The organism is Candidatus Aquiluna sp. UB-MaderosW2red (assembly GCF_900100865.1).
Classification (GTDB): Bacteria; Actinomycetota; Actinomycetes; order Actinomycetales; family Microbacteriaceae; genus Aquiluna.
The window spans coordinates 258,370-280,671 of the sequence record NZ_LT627734.1; the positions used below are offsets into that span (position 1 = coordinate 258,370).

Consider the following 22,302-nt stretch of genomic DNA (forward strand, 5'->3'; position numbering starts at 1 on the left):
CCAACCCAACTAATAAACAAGGAGCATTCATGAATAGCGTCAAATCCGCTTGGGCCGCGTCAGCGTTAGTCGCCTCCCTAGCACTACTTACTGGTTGTGCCGCAGGCACAACCACCGCTGAAACCACAGCTGCTGGCGAGACCGAAACGGCAGCAGAGGCACTTCCTCTAGAGGGGCTATCCGGGACAATTGGTGCCAAGGACTTCTCTGAGCAGTACATCCTGGGCAACATGGTCAGCATTCTTCTAAACGAGAATGGTGCATCAACTGACTACTCGACGATCGTTGGTTCAGCAAACGTTCGAACCGCGCTAGAGGCTGACGAGTTCTTGGGCTACTGGGAATACACCGGAACCTCATGGTTGTCATATAACTTGCAGGATGCACCAGTGGTCGGAGTTCAGGCTCAATACGACGCAGTTGTTGAGCTAGATGCTGCCAAGGGCATTGCCTGGTTAAACGGCGCCGCCTTTAACAACACCTATGCATTTGCAATCAGGTCCGAGAAGGCCGCAGAGCTTGGAGTTACCAAGCTTTCCGACCTTGCTGCCCTTGATGCTGCGGAGCAGACCTTCTGCATCGAGTCCGAGTTCGCGGCCCGCCCAGATGGTTGGGCCGGAGTTCAGACTGCTTATGGTCTAGCCAATGCGAAGACCGTAACCTTGGATACCGGTGCGATTTATGCGGTAACCGATGAGGGCAAGCAGTGCAACTTTGGTGAGGTATTTGCAACTGACGGACGCATCGCGGCCCTAGACCTATTGGTCTTGACCGACGACAAGTCCTTCTTCCCTGTTTACCAGGGCGCATTCACCTTGAAGCAGTCAACCCTGGACGCCTACCCAGCACTAGCTGATATCGTCAACGGCTTGACCGCTTTGCTCACCGATCAGGTAATGCAGTCACTGAACGCAAAAGCTGATGTTGATGGCGAAGACCCAGAAGACATCGCTCGTCAGTTCTTGATCGAGCAAGGCCTAATCCAGGGCTAATAAGCCTTCAAACAATAAGTAAGGAACTGAGATGACCCTCAAAATGCAGATCGGCGAATCATTCGTTGGAGAAGGCGTGAACGCCGCACACATCAACACCGTGTTCGGTGATCGTGAGGGTCCCACGGGAGTGGCTTGGGCTACGGCCTTAGCCACTCCCTCTCAGGGACACGTTCCATTTGTGGCAATTCTTCGGCCCTCGTTGCCGGTGAAGCCACTCACCCTTTTTGTCACCAAAGCCGCACCCGGCAGTGACACCCACGGCAACATGATTTGGGGCCCGGCTCAGGCCGGTGTGTCTTCAGGGGTGGCTGACGCGGTAGAGGCCGGTCATATAAATAAAGACGAGGTAGACCTGGGTTGCATAATCGTTGCGGTTTGGGTAAACCCAGAAGCTAATGATGCCGACTTGGTCTATAAAAATAATCGAGAAGCAACTTTCACGGCACTGAAAAATGGCGCTGGTGCGCTGCCGAGTATCGAAGATGTCCTTGCCAACAAGGCTTTACCGTTCAACCCCTTCTACACCGCAAAGGACTAGATTTTGAAGATCACCGACATCAAGCTCACACGGATGCGCTTGCCACTTGACCCACCCTTTTTTGCAGCTTGGGACCCAAACCCTAGAACCGAGTTCCTCGCGACATTGGTCGAGGTTCACACCGACCAGGGCGTGGTGGGCTACGGATCTGGTGACAGCATGGATGGCTTTGAGGGCTACCAGCATCTATTTATCGGCACCAACCCGATGGAAATTCTGAATCAGGTCAAAAGAATCGAAACAATTAATTTTCACGGTGGCCGCTACTGGCCTCTTGAGGCGGCCTTCTGGGACATCATCGGCAAGGTAGCAAACTTGCCAGTCGCAACATTATTTGGCGGATCCACGGATCGGTTATTGGCCTACGCCTCATTTGGTGAATTGCGTAAGCCTAAAGACCGTGCACTGGCAGCTGAAAAAGCCCGCGAAAAGGGTTTCAGGGCATGCAAGATTCGCATCGCCCGAGACCAATTGGATGAAGGTATCGAAGCGGTCGCCGCAACAAGAAAAGCCCTCGGAGAGGACTTCGAGATAGCAGTAGATATGAATCAGATGTGGCGAATGTCGGGAGATATCGAAAACGCCCTCCCGCTATCGAAGGTTCGAAGCGTCGCGCAAAGGCTTAGTGAACTCGGTGTGCTGTGGATTGAAGAACCGCTTCCACAAACCGACATAGCGGGCATTAAATCGATTCGTCAAGCGCTGGGTGTTCAAATTTCTGGCGGTGAGATGGTTCGCTCTATGGCTGAGCTCGCTCACCTGATTGAGCAAGACACTTTTGATATTTACCAGCCAGACGTTGTCCTGGCGGTTGGAATGTTGCGTGCTCGCCAGGCTTCGGAAATGGCTGCCTTGAAGCACCGCAGATTCACGCCACACTCTTGGACAAACGGCCTGGGTGTTTTGGCGAATCTTCAAGTGGCCGCCGGTGTTGGCTCAGGGCCATACTTCGAATTCCCCTATGATCCGCCGGGTTGGACCATCGAGCGGAGGGACTTTTTTATAAAACCGATTGATATTGATTCAGAGGGCTATGTTCACGTGCCAAAAGCACCGGGTCTTGGTGCCGAAATTGATCTTGACGCTGTGCAAAGGTTTAGGGTCTAGGGATGAATAAATTTACGAAAGAGCAATGGCTCCAAAAAGCCAAAGACCTAAAACCTAAAGCAGACTTATTTATTAATGGTGAATTTGTTCCGGCAGCCTCCAACGAGCGGTTTGAAACCCTCTCACCAAGAGATGGATCGGTTATAACTACCGTTGCGCGTGGCGCAGAAATAGACATCGATAACGCAGTCCGGATCGCCCATCAGCGTTTCGAAGAGGGTGTTTGGTCGAGGATAGACCCTAGAGAGCGCCAAAAGGCCCTTTATCGACTGAGCGAATTAATGCTGGAAAATGCAGCCGAGCTTGCTCTTTTAGAAGCCATCGAAACAGGGCACCCAATTGGTGATGCGCTCAACGTCGATGTCCCATCGGCAGCGAGAACCTATCGTTGGTATGCAGAAGCAATCGACAAGGTTTATGACCAGATCGCCCCGGCACCAGTCTCGGCACTCGCCCTCATCTCAAGAGAGCCGTTGGGAGTTATCGGGGCGGTTGTGCCATGGAACTATCCGCTAATTATTTCTGCTTGGAAGCTGGCTCCAGCGCTAGCCGCTGGCAACTCCGTGGTTCTAAAGCCCTCGGAAGACACCAACTTATCTTCACTTCGTTTAGCAGAATTGGCGATTGAAGCGGGGATTCCAGCCGGAGTACTAAATGTTGTCACCGGCTACGGAGCCGAAGCCGGGCAGGCGCTTGGGCGACACCCGCTAGTTGACAAAATAACCTTCACAGGGTCGCCTGGAGTCGGAAAGATGTTCCAGAAATACGCTGGTGAATCTAACGGCAAGCAGGTGGCGCTTGAGCTGGGTGGAAAATCCCCACACATAGTTTTTGAGGATGTTGAAGATATCGAAGCCTGCGCCTCGGCAATTGCTTGGGGCATATTTTATAACGCTGGACAAACCTGCCACGGTGGTTCTCGATTGCTGGTTCACGAGGCAATAAAGGACCGCTTATTAGAAGCCGTCATCAGGGTTGGCGCAGCTTTGGTAACTGGGGATCCCATGGATCCCAAGACCCAGGTGTCAGCAATCGTAAACAAAAAACAGCACACTCGGGTTCTGGAATATTTGGAGATAGCAAAACAAGAAAACGCCAACGTGATATTTGGCGGCAATGCTCATCAGCCGGTGGCCGGTGGCTACTTTATTGAGCCCACGATTCTAGATAACGTGAAGATAAACAGCCGAATTGCTCAAGAGGAAATATTCGGCCCCGTGCTAGCAGTCACAACCTTCAAGACTGCTAAAGAAGCGGTGGAGCTCGCCAATGGAACCGAATATGGTTTGGCCGCGAGTGTTTGGACCCAAGACATCACCCTTGCTCATAAGGTGGCCAAAGCTGTTCGAGCCGGCACCGTTTGGGTAAATACCTACGATGTCTCAGATATCATCGTGCCCTTTGGTGGCTTCAAGAACTCTGGTTTTGGCAGGGACCGCTCACTACATGCACTCGATTCTTATACCGCACTAAAAACAACCTGGATAAACCTAGGCAACGAACCCATCTAATAACGCCAACCTAAAGGGACAAAATGTTCGACAATCAAAACGCAGTTATCGGGTTTATCGGCCTCGGGAACATGGGTAGCGGTATGACCAAAAATCTGCAAAAAAACGGCTTCAAGCTAATCGTTCACGACGTGCGCAAGGAGGCTGCGGCAGACCTATTAGCGGCCGGGGCAGTTTGGGCCGATACTCCAGCAGAAGTCGCTGCTCATAGTGACGTGGTTATCACAATGCTGCCAACCCCAAAGCTGCTCGATTTTGTGGCAATGGGGCCCGATGGAATATTGACCGGTATGAAAAAAGATGGCTGGTGGGTCGACATGTCAACCTCGGTCCCCGAGGTGACCGAGCGAGCTCGCAGTTTCTCGGAGGAGTTGCAAGTACACATCGTTGATGCGCCTGTGGCCGGCATGTCGGCTGGAGCTCGCAATGGCACATTGCAGATTTTTGTGGGATCCACAGAAGAAGAGTTTTTGGCCTTAAAGAACGTTTTCGAGGGCATGGGTGACCCTAAGAAAATACTCCACGTTGGCAAGGCGGGCGCAGGCTACGCAGTGAAGTTAATGATTAATCAACTATGGTTTTCCCACCTGGTTGCAACCGCTGAAGTGCTGGCAATTGGGGTCAAGGCCGGGGTCGAACTTGATGTTTTGGTGAAGTCTCTAGTTGCGTCTCCTGCCAACTCTAACTTTTTAGAACACGATGTTCTAAGCGTTCTGAACCACTCAGATTACGACGAGGGATTTGCCATCGACCTTGCCTGCAAGGACCTCGGTCTATCGATCGACCTTGCGCGTTCTGTTTCGGTGCCAGTTGAACTATCGGCAGTTGTTGAACAGATTTATCGCAGAGCAAAGTCTCAATATGGTGATAAGGCTGGAGAGATGACACCGATCAAACTTTATGAAGATCTAATTGGCCAAGATTTGAGGATGGCAATCCACGAAGATATAATTGGTCAAGATTTGAGGCTGGCAATATGAGTGAAGGTCGAAACCTTTCTGATTACGAACTCTTTTTAGACCCAAAACCACCCACCCACTTTGGTGTCGGAGCCGTTACTAAGGTTGGAGATTTAGCTAAGTCCCAAGGGGCAACGAAGGCCCTGATAGTTACAGATTCCTTTTTGGCTAAGTCGGAGATCTTACTAAAGGTCGAAGCTTCACTCAGGGCCAGTGGAATCTCTGTTCAGGTGTTCGACGGTGTAACGCCGAACCCAACCACAGCTTGCGTGGACGCGGGATCCGATGTTGCAAGGGATTCAGGTTGCGATATTTTGATTGCGTTGGGCGGGGGATCTTCCATGGATACCGCAAAGGGCGTCTCGCTCGGAGCACTTAACCCGCAACGCGGACTCGGCCTTGACTATAGGACTGAGTTTGAGCAGCCGGGTTTACCAATCATTGCAATTCCAACCACGGCCGGAACCGGGTCTGAGGTGAATGCTTTTGGAGTTATCACCGATGAGGCCAGCCACACACGCTTTTATGTTGGACATTCTTCGGCCTTGGCGAAAGCGGCAATCCTTGATCCAGAACTAACTTTGGGCCTGCCTCCAAAATCAACCGCAGCTACCGGCATGGACGTATTGGTTCATGCTGTCGAGTCATATATATCAATTAGGTCTAATCCATATTCGGATGGTATTGCGCTAAAGACAATAGAAACCGTGAATCAGTTTCTTGAAATTGCAGTTAGTGATGGCTCAGATTTAGAAGCCAGATCTCAGATGCTTTTGGCTTCGCACGTGGTCGGAGTTGGTTTCTCACACACCGGTTTGGGCCTAGTCCACGGGATCGGCCACTCTCTTGGAGGGCACTTCAATATTCCACACGGAGTAGCCCTTTGTTTAGTTCTAGAAGAGACCCTGAAATTCAATCTTTCTAATTGCACTGTCCGGATGGCACAGATTAGCTTCGCTTTGGGGGTAGGAAGCACTCAATCCGACGACGCAGCAAATGCTTCGGCAAGCATCGAGCGCATTGCGGATTTAGTGGAAAAGGTCGGCCTCAAGGCCAGGCTGTCCGATTTTGGAATCACCGCCTCCGATATTCCGATGATTGCTCAGACTGCGGCGATGGACGCGGTAACTCTAAACAATCCAATCAATCCCACAGTTCAGCAAATTCAAGAGATTCTAGAAAGAGTGTTATGAGCATCAGCCAGGCGCAAGAGCAGAGCGTTTTAGACCTAGTTCCTACCGGCGTATACATTTCGGGAATCTGGCGCGATTCATCGGATGGAAAGACAATCAACGTAGAGGATCCAGCAACCGGGAAGACCCTGGTAAAAGTCGCCGATGCCTCTTATGAGGATGGCCAAGAGGCAATTAGCGCCGCCCATGAAGCTCAAGAGGCTTGGGGTAGAACCGCACCTCGCTTCCGGGCAGAGATTCTTCGCTCAGCTTTCGAGAGAGTGACTGAACTCAGTGATGAGTTCGCGACCCTAATGTCCTTAGAGATGGGTAAGCCTTTTGCGGAGGCCAAGGGTGAGGTTGCCTATGGCAGCGAGTTCCTTAGGTGGTTTTCTGAGGAGGCGGTTCGGGCCTACGGTCGCTATTCAATTGCACCCGATGGCAACAACCGAATTATGGTGCTTAAAAAGCCGGTTGGCCCAAGTCTGTTTATCACTCCGTGGAACTTCCCACTGGCGATGGCCACTCGTAAGATTGCGCCTGCGATTGCTGCCGGTTGCACAATGATTTTGAAGCCCGCCGCCCTTACTCCCCTCACCTCCCTTTTATTTGCCAAGGTTCTCGAAGAAGTCGGACTTCCGAAGGGCGTCCTGAACATAATCACGACCTCAAGGCCGGGTGAGGTAACTGGCCCAATTATTAAAGACGAGCGACTCAGGAAACTTTCTTTCACTGGCTCAACCCAGGTTGGCCGAAAATTAATAGCCGATTCCGCGGACCAGGTGTTGAGGGTCTCAATGGAACTTGGTGGTAACGCCCCGCTCTTGGTTTTCGAGGACGCGGACATTGATAAGGCGGTTGAGGGGACCATCATCGCGAAGCTTAGAAATATGGGAGAGGCTTGCACCGCCGCTAACCGCATTCTGGTTCACGAATCTATTGCCGCAGAGTTCTCCCAAAAGCTAGTCAACAAAATGAGCACCCTAAAACTGGCCCGAGGCCTCGAAGAGGGCGCGAATATTGGCCCGCTTATCGAAGAGAAGGCACGCGTTGCAGTCCACGCGCTAGTGCAGGAGGCTGTGGCAAAGGGGGCAACGGTGCTCACGGGTGGTCAGATTCCGGAGGGTGAAGGATTCTTCTATCCGCCAACCGTGCTGACAAACGTCCCAGCCACCGCGAGCATTCTTAGAAACGAAATCTTTGGCCCAGTCGCGCCGATCATAACTTTCAAAGATGAGGCGGAGGCAATAGCTATTGCCAACGACACCGAATACGGCCTGGTTGCATATGCCTTTACTAACGATCTAAATCGCGGCCTGCGCTTGGCTGAGAAATTAGAGGTTGGGATGTTGGGTTTGAACACCGGCCTGGTTTCAAACGCCGCAGCACCTTTTGGTGGTGTGAAATCCTCCGGCATGGGTCGTGAGGGTGGAGCGGAAGGTATCTCCGAGTACCTGGAAACCGTTTATGTCGGGATTGCTAACCCGATGGCTTAGACCCGAACAAGGGCCTAATCTTGACACATGCCTAATTGCACGGTGGTCGCCACCTTTAGTCCAAAACCTGAGCACCTTCAAGCGGTATCTGAATTTCTCCTTGAGATTGCTAAAGAGGTTAGACAAGAGCCTGGCTGCGAGTACTACGACCTCTATCAAGAGGTCTCGGGAAGGCTAATGTTCATTGAGGCCTGGGAATCTAGAGAGTTGTGGCAAAACCACAACGATGCCCCGTCGGTGGCAAAGCTGCGTGCCTTCATTGAAAACAAGCTGCTTGAGCCACTTCTGGTTCAAGAAATGTATCGACTTTAAGCTTCGAGCATGCAGAACGCTAGTTCGTATTAACCACGGACTTTTTCTTAGAAAAGCCCATAGCTTTGGCGTCTAGCCTTGAGGTTAGGGCCATGTGTGGGATCGTGAGTGCCCAAACCACAGCCAATAAGAGCCACAATAGGTCGGCACCGAGGTCAAAGTTTCCGGTGATGCCCAAAACTACTGTGAATCCAATCACGATGGCTAGTGCTGGAAGCCCTGCCGCCACTGCCAACCAAAATGCCCTAAGGGGTTTTTGGCGCTCATGGGCCTTGATAGAGCTAGGAAGTTCTAGGGTCAGCCTGCCGGTGTGTCTAAGCGCGTGCCAAAAACCAAAATAAAAGGCGAAGGCTACAAGTGGGGGTGCTATCAAGCTAATCGCCAAGAGCGCCGCCAGGTCTATTGCCTCAGCGCGGCGACCCTTGAAGAGCATTACTGAAGTGACAAATAGATTTAGAGTCACCACCACCCAGAAAAGCTGCTCTGTGATCGGGTTGGCCCAGCCACTAAGAATTGGATTTACAGTCTCGAGTGCCTCGGTTGACCGCGAGTTCAATAATGGGATAAAGACCGGCGTGAAGCCTGCCGCCAAGGCAAATAAGACCTTCGGAAAGCCAGTTCTATTTGAGCGAGCATCCATCTCAGAAATAAATGAGGCGTCTCCAATTCCGAAGTGCAATGCGCTGATCAGGACAATCAGTTGAAAACCGATCAGATTATTGGACAAAATGAACCAAATGCACAGGCCGGTGACCGTTAGATAGCCAATTAGAAAAAGCGCCATTTTGAAAAATTTAAACTTAGGCACAGTGATCAGGTGGTCAACCGCTCCATGCGGGATGCCTATAGCCAGTGCGGTGATGGCTAACACCACCTGCCAGGAAATGCTGTGTGGCAACAAAATATTTAGAGGGATGGAAATAATGATTCCAGCGAAAATGCTGTATCGGGAGACGGTCCGAAGCTGAACCAATAGCCTTAGTTGAGACTCAAGCACGAGTTGATTCTAGCCTTGGGAGTAAATTGTTTGGACAGTGGTCCTACGCAGCAATGCTTTTATTCGTGATCGGCGCTTCCTGGTGGCTTGAGTTGGCGTTCAGGCTTCGAGTTTTGAGAAACCCGAAGCGGCTTTTTTTGACTATTGGATTAGTCTCACCCTGGTTTGTGATTTGGGACGCTTATGCAACAGCACAAGGACACTGGTTCTTTGACCGAAGCCTCACTCTGGGTATCTATGGGCCTTTCGGCCTGCCGCTTGAAGAGTATCTGTTTTTTGTTTTCATTCCAATCGCTGCACTGCTCACCCTCGAGGGAGTCGAGTCGGTAATGCGAACGCTCAAAAAACTAGCGACTAGAAAAAAGGTGACACCTTGAGCTACAGCGCCTTGGCAATAATTTCGGTAGTGGTGTCATTATTTCTAGAAGCCAGAGTAATTAGGTCCGGAATTTTCAAAAGGCCAAGCTTCTACATGGCTTATCTAATCGTGGTTTTCTTTCAGCTTCTCACAAACTCCTACCTGACCTCCAGCGGCATAGTGACCTATTCACCCGAGGCAATATTTGGCTTTAGAGTCGCAAACGCTCCCGTGGAGGATCTGCTTTTTGGTTTTAGCCTCGTAGTTTTAACGATGGCGGTTTGGGTTCGCTTATCAAGATTCGGCACTAGTCCAAAAGAAAAAACTAGCTCCTCGTCCGATGAAAAGCAGCATGATTAAGACATGGAAGATCTAGCAATCACGGCAGCCGCGCTCTTTGGCGGTCTCATTTTTTTATCGGTTGTTGATTTGATTCTGGCGGTGCTGGCCAGAAAAAAGGTAATCAAATTCTGGATTGCAATATTGATGAACACGGTGCTTGGATTATTGGCAATTTTGGGCATTAGTGTGGCATGGGCGTTGGGCATGGTTCCGTTTGTTGCAGTAGCAGTCTCTTCGATCATATTGACTTGGCCTGCCAAACGGAAAAAATAGCCGCCAGCATCCGATTGGCGCAACCCACTCAAACCCTTTAGTCTTTCGGACATGTCAAATTCGACCAAGATAACGCTAGAAACTCGCGGCCATGTTTTGTTGATCGGCCTAAATCGCCCAGACAAACTCAATGCCGCAGATCTTGAAATGCTGCACGCGCTCTCAACGGCTTACGGTCAGTTGGACAGCGACCCCAGCCTTAGAGTCGGCCTGGTCTACGCCCACGGTGATCACTTCACCGCCGGTCTCGATCTAGTGGATATTGGACCCAAGATGACGAGCGGGCAACTAAACCTGATTCCAGAGGGTGGCCTTGACCCTTGGGGAATTGCCACAAGGCAAGTATCAAAGCCGGTGGTCATGGCAATTCGCGGCACTTGCTACACCCTTGGAGTCGAGCTGGCGTTGGTATCTGATGTTGTGGTGGCCGCGGCTGACACAAAATTCGCACAACTCGAAGTAACTCGAGGAATCCTGCCCTTTGGCGGCGGTAGTTTTAGGTTTCCTCAAGCAGCCGGTTGGTCTAACGCGATGCGCTATTTACTAACGGGTGATGGTTTTGGGGCTCAGGATGCGCATCGATTTAACATCGTGACCGAGGTGGTAGAAGTCGGCCAGGAATTTGATCGAGCATTGGAGTTGGCGACGAAGATTGCAAACCAGGCTCCCTTGGCTGTGCAGGCAACCCTGGCTTCGGCCCGGGCCGGTGACACCTCAAAGGAGAAGGCCCAGTTGATGCTGAGATTGGGCGAGCTTATGAAATCGAATGATGTGATGCGTGGCATGGAGGCTTTCATGACCAAGCGGCCCGCGAAATTCGAGGGTGATTAGCTTTTGTGGGTTAGCTGAGAATTTGAGGCTAGTTTTTTGTAGGTTAACTACAAGACCCTGGGCACAATATTGGCTTTATTGTCTTGACTCACGAAATTTCAGCATTGGCTAGCTTCGTAAGCTTTCTTGTGGCTCACTTAGGGCATGGATATCAATGCGGACGTTCAATTAGACCAGGCTGAAATTGGCGAAATGATTTTGGGCCGTTGGGCCGAAGTGCGCCGCCATACTCGAAGCGTCATCACCCAAAATAAACTATTTAAAATTGAGGGAATGCCCTACGAAAAGCACCGTGAGCGGGTCATGGATCAGCTTCGGGTTCTCGGAAAGGCCGGCGCCACCCAGCACGGGTTCCCCGAGTTCGCCGGCGGTAAGGGTGACCCTGGTGGAGGACTGGCCAGCTTCGAGGAGCTTGTGTTTGCAGACCCTTCGCTTCAAATCAAATACGGTGTACAGATTGGGCTGTTTAGCTCGGCAATTGGCTACCTGGGCACCGAGTATCACCTGAAGAATCTTTTGCCAGCCGCCATATCCCTTGAGGTTCCTGGCGCTTTTGCCATGACCGAGACCGGCCATGGCTCGGATGTCGCCTCTATCGGCACCACCGCTACCTATGACTCGGATTCAAAAGAGTTCGTTATTCACACGCCAGATCGTCACAGCTATAAGGACTACCTGGGCAACGCGGCAATGCACGGTGAAGCTGCTGTCGTTTTTGCTCAGCTTTATACCGACGGTGAGAATCAGGGTGTGCACGCTTTTTATGTGCCAATACGCAAAAAGGGCAAGCTATTGCCGGGTGTGGGTTCGCAGGATGATGGTCTCAAAGGTGGGCTGAACGGAATCGATAACGGAAGGTTATTTTTCAACCAGGTTCGAGTCCCAAGGCGCAACCTGCTCAACCGTTACGCAGATGTTTTAGAAGACGGCACCTACACCTCAACAATCGAATCTCCCGGCCGCAGGTTTTTTACCCAGCTTGGAGCTTTGGTTCAGGGTCGAGTCTCACTCACCGGAGCCGTTACCAATGCTCAGAAACTCGCTCTGGATATCGCGGTTCGCTACAGCGAGGAGCGCAAGCAGTTTCACGGGCCAGATGGTCAAGAAAAGACCCTGATGGATTACGGTCGCCATCAGCGCCGTCTAATTCCCTTGATTGCCAGAACATATGCTCAAATTTTTATGCACCACGAACTTCTCGAGTCCTTTCACGGGGTCTTTTCGGGAGAGAACGACACCGATGAAACCCGCCAGGACCTCGAGACAGTTGCGGCGGCCGGTAAGGCACTCAGCAGTTGGTATGCACTAGAAACCATCCAGCAGTGCCGTGAAGCTTGCGGTGGCCAAGGTTTTATGGCGGAGCACCGGATGACCGGTTTGCGCGCAGACCTAGATGTGTATGTGACATTCGAGGGCGACAACAACGTTTTGCTACAGCTAGTTGCCAAAAGGTTATTGGGTGACTACGCCAAGGCGTTCAAGTCACCAGATTTTTCCACCCTTGCGCAATTTGTGGCAGGCCAGGTCGGTGAAGCAACCATCAACCGAGGCGGCCTCAGGGGCTTGGCTCAGAACTTGATTGACTTTGGTTCAACAGCCCGTTCGGTTGGGTTTGTGAAGGAGCAAGAGCACCAGCACCAGCTGCTTACCGACCGAGTCCACACCATGGTTGCAAAGTTGGCAAACGCTCTCAAAGCCGGCGGCAAGGACAAGCTCAAGCAGGCTGAACTCTTCAACCGCTACCAAAACGACATCATCTTGGCCGCTAAGGCTCATGGCGAATTGATTCTTTGGGAAGCATTCACCGATGCTTTGGGAACCATCAAAGACCAGGACTCCAAAAAAATCCTAACTTGGCTCAGAGATCTTTATGGCTTCACCATTTTGGAGGAGAACATGGCCTGGTACTTGATTAATGGCCGAATCAGCTCCTCTCGAGCAGAAGCCATCACCGAATACATTGACACCAGGCTGCTTCCAAGGCTCAGGCCGCACGTTATTAGCTTGGTTGACGCCTTTGAGTTAGATGAGTCTCTAGTTAGAAGCACGCTGGCCAAAGATGAAGCCGAACGCCGCGCCACAATCAACACCCTAGTGAGGAAATAATGAAGGCTCAGGAAGTTTATTTTGTGGATGGCGTTAGAACCCCATTTGGCAAAGCCGGAGAAAAGGGTGCTTACTGGAACACCAGAGCCGATGACTTGGTGGTCAAGGCGATGATTGGTCTTTTGGAGCGCCACCCAGATTTTCCCTTAGATGCGATAGATGACGTGGCAATCGCTGCCACCACCCAGCAGGGCGATCAAGGTTTGACGATCGGGAGAACCGCCAGCATTTTGGCGGGCCTCCCGAACACCGTTCCGGGTTTTGCAATTGACCGGATGTGTGCTGGCGCAATGACTGCTGTAACCACCACCGGATCGGGCATCGGCTTTGGTGCCTATGACCTGGTTCTTGCCGGCGGAGTTGAGCACATGGGTAGACACCCGATGGGCTTTGATTCTGACCCAAACCCCAGATTCCTCTCCGAGAAGCTGGTCTCGCCAGACGCACTAAACATGGGTTGCACAGCAGAAAAAATTCACGACCGCTTCCCCCACCTCACCAAAGAGCGGGCCGATGCATTTGCAGTTGGCAGCCAGCAAAAGGCGGCCAAGGCTTATAAAGAAGGCAAGATTCAAAAAGACCTAATTCCAGTTTCGGCTGGCAGCGCAGCCGGTTGGAACTTGGTCACTCAGGATGAACTAATGCGACCAGAGTCAACACTCGAAGGCATGAAAGATCTAAAGACCCCATTCAGAGCCCACGGCAAAGTAACTGCTGGAAACGCATCACCACTGACTGACGGCGCGACCATTGCGCTTTTGGCATCCGGTGATGCTGTGAAAAAGCACAACCTAAAGCCAAGAATGAAAATGGTTAGTTTCGCCTTTGCCGGAGTGGAGCCAGAGATCATGGGCATAGGTCCAATTCCCTCCACCGAAAAGGCGCTTGAAAAAGCCGGGCTTACCATAAAGGACATCGGGCTCCTTGAGCTAAACGAAGCTTTTGCGGTGCAAGTTTTGTCCTTTTTGGATCACTTTGGAATTGCCGATGACGACCCAAGGGTCAATCAATACGGCGGCGCCATTGCCTTTGGTCACCCCCTTGCATCAAGCGGAGTAAGGCTGATGAATCAGCTGTCTAGACAATTCGAAGAGCACCCAGAGGTCAAGTACGGAGTAACAGCAATGTGCATCGGGCTTGGCATGGGTGGAACAATAATCTGGGAAAACCTAAGCCATGGAGGCAAATAATGGAGCGCTTCGCACCCCTTTTGGCTGACACTGATGAAATTATCACCCACTCTTATGTTTCGGATGTAAATCTTGCCTCAGGAAAAATAATCGCACTAATCACCCTGGATAACGGCAAAGACCACACCAGGCCAAACACCCTTGGTCCCCACACCCTGCTCGAATTTGCAACCAAGCTCGATGAACTAAAGGCTCGCGCTGCAAATAAGGAAATTCACGGCGTCGCCGTAACCGGCAAGCCATATTATTTGGCAGCGGGTGTTGACCTAACCAAGGTTCAGGGTCTGCAAGATCGCCACTCTGGCCGCCTGATTGGCGAGATGGGCCACTGGGCGCTGGATAAACTCTCCGACTTAGGTGTTCCCAGCTTTGTCTTTATCAACGGCCTGGCGCTTGGCGGCGGACTAGAGGTTGCACTGAATGCTGATTACCGAACTGTCAACCAAGCAGCGCCAGCAATAGCACTGCCCGAGGTGTTCCTCGGGCTGATTCCGGGTTGGGGTGGAGCATACCTGCTGCCGAATTTGATCGGCATCAAAAACGCCCTCAAGGTGATGCTGGAGAATCCGCTCAAGCAAAACCGCATGCTAAAGCCCCAAGAAGCCTTTGAGCTCGGGATCGCCGATGCGATATTTGACTCCCCTAGATTCTTAGAGCAATCCTTAGCCTGGGCCGATGAGGTCTTGGGCGGCAAAAAAATAAAGCGCAAAAACGAGCCTGGCGCAATCGAGAAAGCCACTATCTGGGGACCGGCTGTCTCAATAGCAAGGTCCATGGTCGAAGAAAAACTCGGCAAGGTGCCACTTGCCCCCTACCGAGTGCTTGATTTGATTGGCGCTGCAAAATCTGGCAGCAAAAAAGACGCCTTCGAGCGCGAAGACCAGGCAATTGAAGACCTCAGCGCTTCTGACCAGTTCCGAGCCTCAATCTACGCATTTAATCTTGTTCAAAAACACGCCAAAAAGCCTCAGGGCGCACCTGACTCCAAGCTAGCTAAACCAGTCACCAAGGTTGGTGTGGTTGGGGCTGGGCTAATGGCCTCGCAGTTTGCCTTGTTGTTTTTACGCAGGCTCGAGGTGCCGGTGGTTATTACCGACATCTCGCAAGATCGAATCGATAAGGGTCTTTCGTATATCGTTTCAGAGCTGGACAAGCTGGTTGAAAAAGGCCGACTTTCCTCGGACGACCGCAATCGCTATGTCGGTAACCTGTCCGGGTCTTTGGACTACGCGGCATTTGCGAACTGCGACTGGGTTATCGAGGCAGTGTTCGAAGAGCTATCCATCAAACAGGAAGTCTTTAGCGCCATTGAAAAGGTAGTGCGCGAGGATTGCATCCTCGCCACCAACACCTCTTCGTTGTCGGTGGACGCAATTGGGTCGGCATTGAAAAACCCAGAGCGCCTTATTGGCTTTCACTTCTTCAACCCCGTGGCAGTTATGCCGCTGGTCGAGGTAGTAAGGGCCAAAAACTCTGGTGACGAGGCGATTGCTACCGCAATGAAGGTGGCCAGGGGTCTAAAAAAGACCGCCGTCATCACTTCTGATTCGGCAGGCTTTGTTGTAAACCGCCTGCTCGGTTACCTTCTCGGAGAAGCCATGCGTGCAGTCGATGAGGGCGCCAGCTTCGATCAGGTAACAAGCGCGATTGCCCCACTTGGTTTGCCAATGAACCCTTTTGATCTATTGGAGTTGGTAGGGCTCAAAGTCGGTGCTCACGTTTTGGACTCGATGCACGCGTTCAACTCTGAGCGCTTCTATGCAAGTGCAAACCTTCACAAACTTGCCGAATACGGCAAGCTATTAGAGCGTGACTCCAAGGGCAAGATCAAGGGTTATGACAAAAGGGCCATTGAGATTGTCGGCAACTCGGCGAATAAGGGCCGCTCGGAGCAGGAGATATTTGAGGCAGTGAATGTTGGTCTGGCCAAGGAGATCAAGTTAATGCTTGAAGAGGGTGTCGTGCAATCGGCCGAAGACATCGACCTTTGCATGATCATGGGTGCCGGTTGGCCATTCCACCTAGGTGGAATTACCCCTTATCTTGATCGTTCTGGTTCTTCTGAGAAGGCATTTGGTTCAAGCTTCCACACACCAATGATTATCGGGGTTAGAGACTAGTTATCCACAGCCCCAAATAATCTATTGCTTCAGGGTTTGGCGTGAGCTAAACGGCGTACCTAATCCCGTACGTTAGGAACCTGAGTGGCAATCTCACTGACAGCATTTCGCCAGAACATCTACCAGCACGTGAAACAAGTGCTGGCAGATGATTCCGGAAGTCTAATAATCAACACAAAAGACGGGGATGTGGAGCTGGTTAATAGTGCGGAACTGCGGAGTCTGCGAGAGTTCAACCACCTATTTTCATCACCGGCTAATGCGAGCCGATTACTTGCCAGTATTGAGCGGGCCAAAAAGGGCGAAACAGTCGAGGTTACCCTTGAGGATATTGACAAGCTGATGACAAAGAATAATGAAGCTGTCGTTTGAGGCAAGTGCTTGGGAGGATTTGCAGTGGTGGATCGAACACGACAGACGGATTGCAAAACAGATTAGGAAGCTTTTAGACGCCGTCCTCAGACAACCACGAGAGGGTATCGGTAAGCCCGAGCCACTGCGGGGTTTAGGGGCAGAGATCTTCTCCCGGAGAATAACGCTGGAGCACCGACTTGTTTACGGGGTTTTGCCTGGTGAAATCAAAATCCTAAGTTGCCGCCACCATTACTAAAAGACGCTAGCTCCAATTTGCCGACATATTTCGTGAGCGACCTCGATGTTGGCAACTACATCGGATGAGCTGTGAACTGGTGACTCAATCAGCCCTTCACCAACGTATTGGGCAAACGCGGTTGCCTGGTAGCTCAGGCCCTCGTGGCCCAAGATTCCGGTTTCGTCTTTCCAGGTGTCCTCCGAAAAATAAAACTCTTTATCTCGAACAGATATTGCCGAAGGCGCCAAGAATGGTTCGGCAATCTTTACCAAACCATTTTCGAATGAGCAGTTGGCCTCGATTGGCAGCGAGGAGATGCCAGACATTGTGATGTTGGCCCGAGAGCCATTGGCGTACTCCATTACGACGTAGCTTTCCTCGTCCATGCCGTCCGCCCTCACTTTGCCTTGGGCGTGTATTTTCACCGGGTTACCCATGAATTGTTGGGCCATTGCGATTGGGTAGATGCCCATATCGAATATGACGCCCCCGCCACCTTTTTCCCATAGCCGACCAACTGCTCGGTTATCGGTGCAAAAGGCTGCGGTGAATAGTTGCGGATCGCCGAGTGATTCATCGGTCAAGAGTTGCTGAAGAATTGTGGACTGTGGCAAATACCTGGTCCACATCGCTTCCATCGCCAATAGACCCTTTGATTTAGCAACCTCGAAGATCTCCTTGGCGTGCTCAGGCAAATAAGTGATTGGCTTCTCAACTAGAACGTGCTTGCCGGCAGTTAGCGCCAATAGGGCGTGAGCGTGGTGGTCTGCCGGATAGCTGGCGATGTATATGGCGTCTAAATCAGGGTCGTCGGCTAGGTCCTGATAGCTGGCATAGGTTTTTGGGATTTTAAATTTATCCGCAAACTCTTGCGCCCTTCCCGGGGTTCGAGATGCGACAGCGTGAAACTCCTGCTTGGTGTGGTTTTGAGTCGCGCCCACAAAGGTCTCTGCGATACTTCCCGGGCCAATGATCCCCCACCGAAGAACTGGGACTGATGCTGGATCGATGATTTTGGGGACAGGTAGTTTCATCCTTTGAGTTTAGAACTGTATTCTTGAAAGGCCCTTCAAACGGAGATAATCATCACAAATACAATCCCGATCACTCAACCGATTCGAATCCCCTTCGACTCGCGACAGCCGCGCTATCGCGCCGGCCGTTGGCTTGCCTACCCTGGGTTGTTTGTAATTACCGCCGGTGACGCGGTTCGTTATTCGGTGGGCTGGGTTGGTTGGGGCATAATCGTCGGAGTCTTGGCGGTGGTTTTAGTAATCACTCTTTTAGCCACCAATCCCAGAAGAACTTTTTTGCGAGTGCCAATCCCACTCGCTCTACTTCTGGCCTTGATGGCGCTGAGCGTTATTTGGTCTCAGTATCGCGAGGCTACCTATTTGGGTTTAGCACTGCAGTTCATCTCAACATTGTTTGCAATATTCTTAGCCAATCAATTCGGATGGCGTCAACTACTAAACATCTTTGGCAATCTGATTCGCTTCATTTTGGTGACCTCCCTGGTTTTCGAGATTGTGGCCGGAATCTTTGGACCAATCAAACCGATATTCCCTAATTACCAGGGCGAAACCCCGCCAAGCGCTTCATATCTATGGAGCCAGGGCAACCTTTTTGATTCACAAAGAATTCAGGGAATTGTTGGAAACGCAAATCTCTTAGCGTTTATCGCAGTCCTTGGAGCTTTGCTGTTTTTAGTCGAATACATCGTGACAAACCGCTCAAAGAAAATCCCCATAGCATCCATGGGTCTGGCAATCTTGCTGGCCGTTTTGGCGAAATCCGGCGGGATGACGTTGGCGGTTTTTGTAATAGTGTTTGCGGCTGCAATTGCAATCCTGGCTGAGGGAAGGGCTCGCTCAACAAGGCATCGGATTTATCGGATTGCACTCGGGCTTTTGGGCTTTATCGCTCTGGTGGCGCTGGTTTATCGGGTGGAACTTTTTGACCTCCTCGGTAAATCAGCGGACGCTTCGGGCCGGTTTTATATTTGGGAAACAGTGCTCGGTTTGATTTGGGAAAAACCAATCGAAGGCTGGGGTTGGATCAGTTATTGGATTCCTGGGGTGGAGCCGTTTGACGGTTTGATTGTGATTAATGGTGTTCCGATGTATCAGGCTCATAACGCGTATCTCGACACCTGGTTGCAAGTCGGGATATTTGGTCTAATTTTGCTCGGGTGGTTAATGATCGCAACCTTTGTGAGGTTGTGGCGAGTTGCCGTAAGACACACCAACCCGCTGTACCTTTACCCACTATTTATTTTCTTGGTGATTGCTGCGCAATCTCTAACCGAATCAAGGCTTTTGGTTGAAATCAGCTGGGTGCTTTTGGTGCTGGTGGCAACTAAATCCAGAGAACCTTTCGCCGAGCTGGAGCCACTTGGGCGAACCTCAAAACTGCGCAAGCTTTTTAGACTCAAGCGCAAGCCGGCAAAGCGTTAGAATCAAATAGTTTTGCGAGTGTAGTTCAGTGGTAGAACTCCAGCTTCCCAAGCTGGTAGCGCGGGTCCGATTCCCGTCACTCGCTCCAATTGTGAAACCAGCGACCAAGTTGATCTTTTCAGAGGCCCCCCTGGCATTTCCCGGTGTTACTGTTTCCAAATGAAGCTAAAAGACATTCAGATCAATGACGAGCTAGCTGGAGTTCTTGCAATCCCAGAGGGCCCCGGCCCATTTCCTTCGGTAGTTATGGTGCATGAGGTTTTTGGCGTCGATAAGGTCATGCGGGCTCAAATTGAACGCTTGGCAGGCGCTGGCTATGTGGTTTTGATGCCAGACCTATTTAGTCGTGGTGGTCTTAGGAAATGCCTAACCGCCACCTTCAAGTCTTTGGCATCTGGATCGGGCCAGGCTTTTGAAGATATTCAGGCAGCCAAAGATCTAGTTCTGGGGATGGATGAGACCACCGACCAGGTCGGGGTAATCGGGTTTTGCATGGGTGGTGGATTTGCGCTCTTGCATGCCAATAAGGGCTATGGAGCTTCAGTCTCGAACTACGGCATGCTGCCCAAGGACCTCGATGCCGCCCTTTTGGGCGCCTGCCCAATTCTTGGGAATTACGGGGGTAGAGACGGGCAGCTAAAAGGCGCTACTAAAAAGCTCAAACAGGCAGCAAACAACCAAGGTGTTGTGAATGACATCAAGGAATACCCGAGTGCTGGTCACGCTTTCATGAATCCTGAGCAAGCCGGTGGTCCAGTGTTTGGAACCATTCTTCGCATCTCTGGCGCTAGGCCAGAACCCGAAGCGGCTAAGGACGCCTGGCTAAGAATCGAAGATTTCTTCGCAGAACACCTAAGAAGCTAGCTTTTCACCGGTGACCTGAGCGCCCAAATAATTAGGGGAATTTGCAGAGGTAATCTGGCCCAGGCGATGATCGTGGCAAGAAGGTCCCCACTAGCGGTTGTGTCAATGGCGAACCATAAGTTAGCCGGCCAAACTGCCGACAGCACCAGGGCGGTGAAAATAGGGGCCCACTTGAGTCGCAAAATGAGGCCAAGAGCTGCCAACAGTTCTGCCACCCCGGATGCGTAAACCAAAAGCAGGGGCTCCGGTGCCCAGCTTGGAAGCAAGCCAAGGAAAGCGTTCGGGTTTAATAGGTGCAGGATTCCCGAACTTGTGAATGCAAAAATTACGACCCAGGAACCCCAGTGCCGCTTTGTCAGCGTTTCGCGAGCCACAAAATCACTGAGTCGGTCAGCCTTCGGCCAAACAGGTTGAAGACCACCTTTAGCGCCCTAACGTCCCAGCTCGCCGGATACATTGGCGCGGGGTTCTTTACCGTCGATGCCCGGAGCATCTTTTTGACTACCTGTTTGGGTCCGGGTGAAGCCTTATAAAGCTTGCCAAGCCACTTGCCGGAGCCGGCCATGATCTTGTCGTAATCACCTAGCCCGCGAGACTCTGCCAAATTATTGAATGCCACCGCATCGAAGCCGGTCTTAGAGGTGCCAGGTTCGACCACGGTTATCTTGATTCCAAGGTCTTTCACCTCGTGACGGAGGGCGTTGGCGACCGCCTTCACGGCGTGCTTAGTGGCGGCATACCAACCAAGACCAGCCAGTGAAACCGTGCCTACGACTGAGGTGACCAAGAGGATTCTGCCAGATCGCTGTTTGCGCATCTGAGGCAAAACCGCCCTAATAGAGCGTTCAACCCCGAAGACATTCACTTCAAAGAGCTGCCGGACCTTTTCGGGTGAGGTCTCCTCCACCGCGCTAAAGCTTCCAAAGCCCGCGTTCGCGACCATAAGGTCGATGCGGCCCTGGTCTTTGATTACCTTTTTCACGACCTTGTCAAAGTCAGCATCGAGGGTGACGTCAAGCTTCATGGGAATTGCGCCGTGTTCGGCTATGGCAGCCAGGGCTTCTTTATTCACATCGGTGGCATAGACCACCCAGCCCAAGCCGAGGAGTTTTTTAGAAAGTTCGAACCCGAATCCAGAGGCTGCTCCGGTGATGATGGCGACATTGCTCATAGGTAAAACTCTACTAAGCCGGTCCAATAATCGGGGCACCCAGGTCGGCAGAGAATTTCAACGCCGCAGCTGAAACCAATTGACCAATCGAGTCGAACTGTTCTCCGACTCTCTGTTTGGGAACACCGGTGCTGATAGCTGCGACAATCTTGTTGCTCGAGTCTCTAATTGGCGCTGCCGCATCAACGATGCCCGGCTGAAACTCACCATCACTGATTGCGTAGCCAAGATCCCTAATCTCCTGCATCATTACCAAAAATGTCCTCAGGTTCTTGGCCGGTTGCTGTCTTTTGAATTCGGTGTTTATTGGCTCAAGAGCTCGAGGTAGTTTGCTTTTGGCGACCGGTAGCGGAGCGTCTTGGGCGTGTTCGTACCACCACAGCGACACCTCTTCATCGCTCAGACCGGCAAGAATTGCACGGCCCGAAGCTGTGTTGCCCGCTGCGATAATCAACCCGTCCCAACCAGACCTTCTGAGAGCGTTTGCCGCGACCACCGTCTTGGTGGTTAGTAATCGGCCTCCTCTTAGGACATTTAGGTGAGCAGATTCTTGGGTTTGAGCGACGAGCTCGAATAACCTTGGTTCAGCAAGGGATGCCAGGTGGGCCTCCTTGGTGCGCATCGCCATCGAGTATATCTTTGAGCCCAATGAATATTTGAGGGTTGCTGAGTCGCGATCTACTAGTTGGCTCTGTGACAGTGTCTTTAGAACTCTAGATATTTGGCCTTTGTCCCGCTCGGTGATTTCCGCAATTCTGTTCACGCCCAAACCGCCGTTTGTAAAAGCCTCAGCCATCGATAGGGCTTCAAGGACTTCAAGGTCCCTCGCCAAGCCTGATGTGTGGGTCCTCATGAGGCAACAATACCGAGTAGTTGACCTATGGTCAACCCAATTAGGCGCAGGCGGAACTA

Annotated in this window: 24 protein-coding genes and 1 tRNA gene; 20 read left to right on the top strand and 5 right to left on the bottom strand. The window is 51.6% G+C overall.

The features are described from left to right. The first annotated feature begins 29 nt into the window (after positions 1–29). The 8 genes from BLP47_RS01425 to BLP47_RS01460 are packed head-to-tail and all read left to right on the top strand — an operon-like array spanning position 30 to position 8,090. Positions 30–992, top strand: a complete 963-nt coding sequence (locus tag BLP47_RS01425) for a glycine betaine ABC transporter substrate-binding protein (protein WP_091849669.1) — start codon at positions 30–32, stop codon at positions 990–992. A 31-nt stretch (positions 993–1,023) separates the two neighbouring features. Beyond that, positions 1,024–1,533, top strand: coding sequence for a formaldehyde-activating enzyme (gene fae / locus BLP47_RS01430; protein WP_091849670.1), 510 nt, complete (start codon positions 1,024–1,026; stop codon positions 1,531–1,533). Positions 1,534–1,536: 3 nt separating this feature from the next. Then, positions 1,537–2,640 (top strand): mandelate racemase/muconate lactonizing enzyme family protein, encoded by a 1,104-nt coding sequence (locus tag BLP47_RS01435; protein ID WP_091849671.1) that lies wholly within the window; start codon positions 1,537–1,539, stop codon positions 2,638–2,640. 2 nt (positions 2,641–2,642) lie between these two features. After that, complete coding sequence (locus BLP47_RS01440; RefSeq protein WP_091849672.1) at positions 2,643–4,151, top strand: aldehyde dehydrogenase; 1,509 nt, start codon at positions 2,643–2,645, stop codon at positions 4,149–4,151. 23 nt (positions 4,152–4,174) lie between these two features. Further along, the gene (locus BLP47_RS01445; protein ID WP_091849675.1) at positions 4,175–5,131 is read left to right on the top strand and encodes an NAD(P)-dependent oxidoreductase; all 957 of its coding nucleotides are present in this window, start codon (positions 4,175–4,177) and stop codon (positions 5,129–5,131) included. Then, positions 5,128–6,303: an iron-containing alcohol dehydrogenase gene (locus BLP47_RS01450; protein WP_091849677.1), complete on the top strand. Its 1,176-nt coding sequence runs from the start codon at positions 5,128–5,130 to the stop codon at positions 6,301–6,303. Before BLP47_RS01445 ends, BLP47_RS01450 begins: the two co-directional genes overlap by 4 nt. After that, complete coding sequence (locus tag BLP47_RS01455; RefSeq protein WP_091849679.1) at positions 6,300–7,778, top strand: NAD-dependent succinate-semialdehyde dehydrogenase; 1,479 nt, start codon at positions 6,300–6,302, stop codon at positions 7,776–7,778. The genes BLP47_RS01450 and BLP47_RS01455 overlap by 4 nt, the downstream gene beginning before the upstream one ends. A gap of 27 nt (positions 7,779–7,805) precedes the next feature. Then, complete coding sequence (locus tag BLP47_RS01460) at positions 7,806–8,090, top strand: putative quinol monooxygenase (protein WP_091849681.1); 285 nt, start codon at positions 7,806–7,808, stop codon at positions 8,088–8,090. Between the two features lie 19 nt (positions 8,091–8,109). Here BLP47_RS01460 and BLP47_RS01465 read toward each other — a convergent pair whose 3' ends face one another. Then, the gene (locus BLP47_RS01465) at positions 8,110–9,087 is read right to left on the bottom strand and encodes a Brp/Blh family beta-carotene 15,15'-dioxygenase (protein WP_091849683.1); all 978 of its coding nucleotides are present in this window, start codon (positions 9,085–9,087) and stop codon (positions 8,110–8,112) included. 26 nt (positions 9,088–9,113) lie between these two features. On the opposite strand from BLP47_RS01465, the gene BLP47_RS01470 reads away from it, so the two are divergent. The 9 genes from BLP47_RS01470 (at position 9,114) to BLP47_RS01510 (ending at position 16,917) form a co-directional block, all read left to right on the top strand. Next, positions 9,114–9,464: a lycopene cyclase domain-containing protein gene (locus BLP47_RS01470; protein ID WP_197672382.1), complete on the top strand. Its 351-nt coding sequence runs from the start codon at positions 9,114–9,116 to the stop codon at positions 9,462–9,464. Continuing rightward, entirely contained in the window at positions 9,461–9,805 is a 345-nt protein-coding gene (locus BLP47_RS01475) for a lycopene cyclase domain-containing protein (protein ID WP_091849687.1), read from the top strand. Before BLP47_RS01470 ends, BLP47_RS01475 begins: the two co-directional genes overlap by 4 nt. 3 nt (positions 9,806–9,808) lie before the next feature. Further along, entirely contained in the window at positions 9,809–10,060 is a 252-nt protein-coding gene (locus BLP47_RS08405) for a hypothetical protein (protein ID WP_157671337.1), read from the top strand. 51 nt (positions 10,061–10,111) lie between these two features. Next, complete coding sequence (locus BLP47_RS01485) at positions 10,112–10,891, top strand: crotonase/enoyl-CoA hydratase family protein (protein WP_091849691.1); 780 nt, start codon at positions 10,112–10,114, stop codon at positions 10,889–10,891. A 144-nt stretch (positions 10,892–11,035) separates the two neighbouring features. Beyond that, on the top strand, positions 11,036–12,997 hold the full coding sequence (locus BLP47_RS01490; protein WP_091849693.1) for an acyl-CoA dehydrogenase: 1,962 nt from the start codon (positions 11,036–11,038) through the stop codon (positions 12,995–12,997). Beyond that, positions 12,997–14,187 carry a thiolase family protein gene (locus BLP47_RS01495; RefSeq protein ID WP_172807164.1) on the top strand — a complete coding sequence of 397 codons (1,191 nt, stop codon included), beginning with the start codon at positions 12,997–12,999 and terminating at the stop codon, positions 14,185–14,187. Before BLP47_RS01490 ends, BLP47_RS01495 begins: the two co-directional genes overlap by 1 nt. Further along, positions 14,187–16,307, top strand: a complete 2,121-nt coding sequence (locus tag BLP47_RS01500; protein ID WP_091849697.1) for a 3-hydroxyacyl-CoA dehydrogenase NAD-binding domain-containing protein — start codon at positions 14,187–14,189, stop codon at positions 16,305–16,307. The genes BLP47_RS01495 and BLP47_RS01500 overlap by 1 nt, the downstream gene beginning before the upstream one ends. Before the next feature lie 84 nt (positions 16,308–16,391). After that, entirely contained in the window at positions 16,392–16,679 is a 288-nt protein-coding gene (locus BLP47_RS01505) for a type II toxin-antitoxin system Phd/YefM family antitoxin (RefSeq protein WP_091849699.1), read from the top strand. Then, positions 16,663–16,917 carry a Txe/YoeB family addiction module toxin gene (locus tag BLP47_RS01510; RefSeq protein WP_091849701.1) on the top strand — a complete coding sequence of 85 codons (255 nt, stop codon included), beginning with the start codon at positions 16,663–16,665 and terminating at the stop codon, positions 16,915–16,917. The genes BLP47_RS01505 and BLP47_RS01510 overlap by 17 nt, the downstream gene beginning before the upstream one ends. On the opposite strand, the gene BLP47_RS01515 is transcribed toward BLP47_RS01510, so the two are convergent. Then, positions 16,914–17,933 carry a Gfo/Idh/MocA family protein gene (locus BLP47_RS01515; RefSeq protein WP_091849703.1) on the bottom strand — a complete coding sequence of 340 codons (1,020 nt, stop codon included), beginning with the start codon at positions 17,931–17,933 and terminating at the stop codon, positions 16,914–16,916. The two genes, BLP47_RS01510 and BLP47_RS01515, sit on opposite strands and share 4 nt — an antisense overlap. 147 nt (positions 17,934–18,080) lie before the next feature. Between BLP47_RS01515 and BLP47_RS01520 the strand changes: the two genes are divergently transcribed. The 3 genes from BLP47_RS01520 (at position 18,081) to BLP47_RS01530 (ending at position 20,219) form a co-directional block, all read left to right on the top strand. After that, positions 18,081–19,355, top strand: coding sequence for an O-antigen ligase (locus BLP47_RS01520; protein ID WP_091849705.1), 1,275 nt, complete (start codon positions 18,081–18,083; stop codon positions 19,353–19,355). 14 nt (positions 19,356–19,369) lie between these two features. After that, positions 19,370–19,443: transfer RNA gene (locus BLP47_RS01525), tRNA-Gly, on the top strand. A 71-nt stretch (positions 19,444–19,514) separates the two neighbouring features. Next, the gene (locus tag BLP47_RS01530; protein ID WP_091849707.1) at positions 19,515–20,219 is read left to right on the top strand and encodes a dienelactone hydrolase family protein; all 705 of its coding nucleotides are present in this window, start codon (positions 19,515–19,517) and stop codon (positions 20,217–20,219) included. On the opposite strand, the gene BLP47_RS01535 is transcribed toward BLP47_RS01530, so the two are convergent. Genes BLP47_RS01535 through BLP47_RS01545 form a run of 3 tightly spaced genes read right to left on the bottom strand, consistent with a single transcriptional unit; the run spans position 20,216 to position 22,243 of the window. Further along, entirely contained in the window at positions 20,216–20,593 is a 378-nt protein-coding gene (locus BLP47_RS01535; protein WP_091849709.1) for a DoxX family protein, read from the bottom strand. The two genes, BLP47_RS01530 and BLP47_RS01535, sit on opposite strands and share 4 nt — an antisense overlap. Next, a complete protein-coding gene (locus BLP47_RS01540) occupies positions 20,575–21,390 on the bottom strand; it encodes an SDR family oxidoreductase (RefSeq protein ID WP_091849711.1) in 816 nt (271 codons plus the stop codon). Before BLP47_RS01540 ends, BLP47_RS01535 begins: the two co-directional genes overlap by 19 nt. Positions 21,391–21,403: 13 nt before the next feature. Continuing rightward, positions 21,404–22,243, bottom strand: a complete 840-nt coding sequence (locus tag BLP47_RS01545; RefSeq protein WP_091849713.1) for an IclR family transcriptional regulator — start codon at positions 22,241–22,243, stop codon at positions 21,404–21,406. Between the last annotated feature and the right edge of the window lie 59 nt (positions 22,244–22,302).

Excerpts from the sequence above, each read along its gene's own strand:
- BLP47_RS01425 (WP_091849669.1), top strand. The coding sequence starts at position 30 with ATGAATAGCGTCAAATCCGCTTGGGCCGCGTCAGCGTTAGTCGCCTCC.
- fae (WP_091849670.1), top strand. The coding sequence starts at position 1,024 with ATGACCCTCAAAATGCAGATCGGCGAATCATTCGTTGGAGAAGGCGTG.
- BLP47_RS01440 (WP_091849672.1), top strand. The coding sequence starts at position 2,643 with ATGAATAAATTTACGAAAGAGCAATGGCTCCAAAAAGCCAAAGACCTA.
- BLP47_RS01445 (WP_091849675.1), top strand. The coding sequence starts at position 4,175 with ATGTTCGACAATCAAAACGCAGTTATCGGGTTTATCGGCCTCGGGAAC.
- BLP47_RS01450 (WP_091849677.1), top strand. The coding sequence starts at position 5,128 with ATGAGTGAAGGTCGAAACCTTTCTGATTACGAACTCTTTTTAGACCCA.
- BLP47_RS01455 (WP_091849679.1), top strand. The coding sequence starts at position 6,300 with ATGAGCATCAGCCAGGCGCAAGAGCAGAGCGTTTTAGACCTAGTTCCT.
- BLP47_RS01460 (WP_091849681.1), top strand. The coding sequence starts at position 7,806 with ATGCCTAATTGCACGGTGGTCGCCACCTTTAGTCCAAAACCTGAGCAC.
- BLP47_RS08405 (WP_157671337.1), top strand. The coding sequence starts at position 9,809 with ATGGAAGATCTAGCAATCACGGCAGCCGCGCTCTTTGGCGGTCTCATT.
- BLP47_RS01485 (WP_091849691.1), top strand. The coding sequence starts at position 10,112 with ATGTCAAATTCGACCAAGATAACGCTAGAAACTCGCGGCCATGTTTTG.
- BLP47_RS01490 (WP_091849693.1), top strand. The coding sequence starts at position 11,036 with ATGGATATCAATGCGGACGTTCAATTAGACCAGGCTGAAATTGGCGAA.
- BLP47_RS01495 (WP_172807164.1), top strand. The coding sequence starts at position 12,997 with ATGAAGGCTCAGGAAGTTTATTTTGTGGATGGCGTTAGAACCCCATTT.
- BLP47_RS01500 (WP_091849697.1), top strand. The coding sequence starts at position 14,187 with ATGGAGCGCTTCGCACCCCTTTTGGCTGACACTGATGAAATTATCACC.
- BLP47_RS01510 (WP_091849701.1), top strand. The coding sequence starts at position 16,663 with ATGAAGCTGTCGTTTGAGGCAAGTGCTTGGGAGGATTTGCAGTGGTGG.
- BLP47_RS01515 (WP_091849703.1), bottom strand. The coding sequence starts at position 17,933 with ATGAAACTACCTGTCCCCAAAATCATCGATCCAGCATCAGTCCCAGTT.
- BLP47_RS01530 (WP_091849707.1), top strand. The coding sequence starts at position 19,515 with ATGAAGCTAAAAGACATTCAGATCAATGACGAGCTAGCTGGAGTTCTT.
- BLP47_RS01540 (WP_091849711.1), bottom strand. The coding sequence starts at position 21,390 with ATGAGCAATGTCGCCATCATCACCGGAGCAGCCTCTGGATTCGGGTTC.
- BLP47_RS01545 (WP_091849713.1), bottom strand. The coding sequence starts at position 22,243 with ATGAGGACCCACACATCAGGCTTGGCGAGGGACCTTGAAGTCCTTGAA.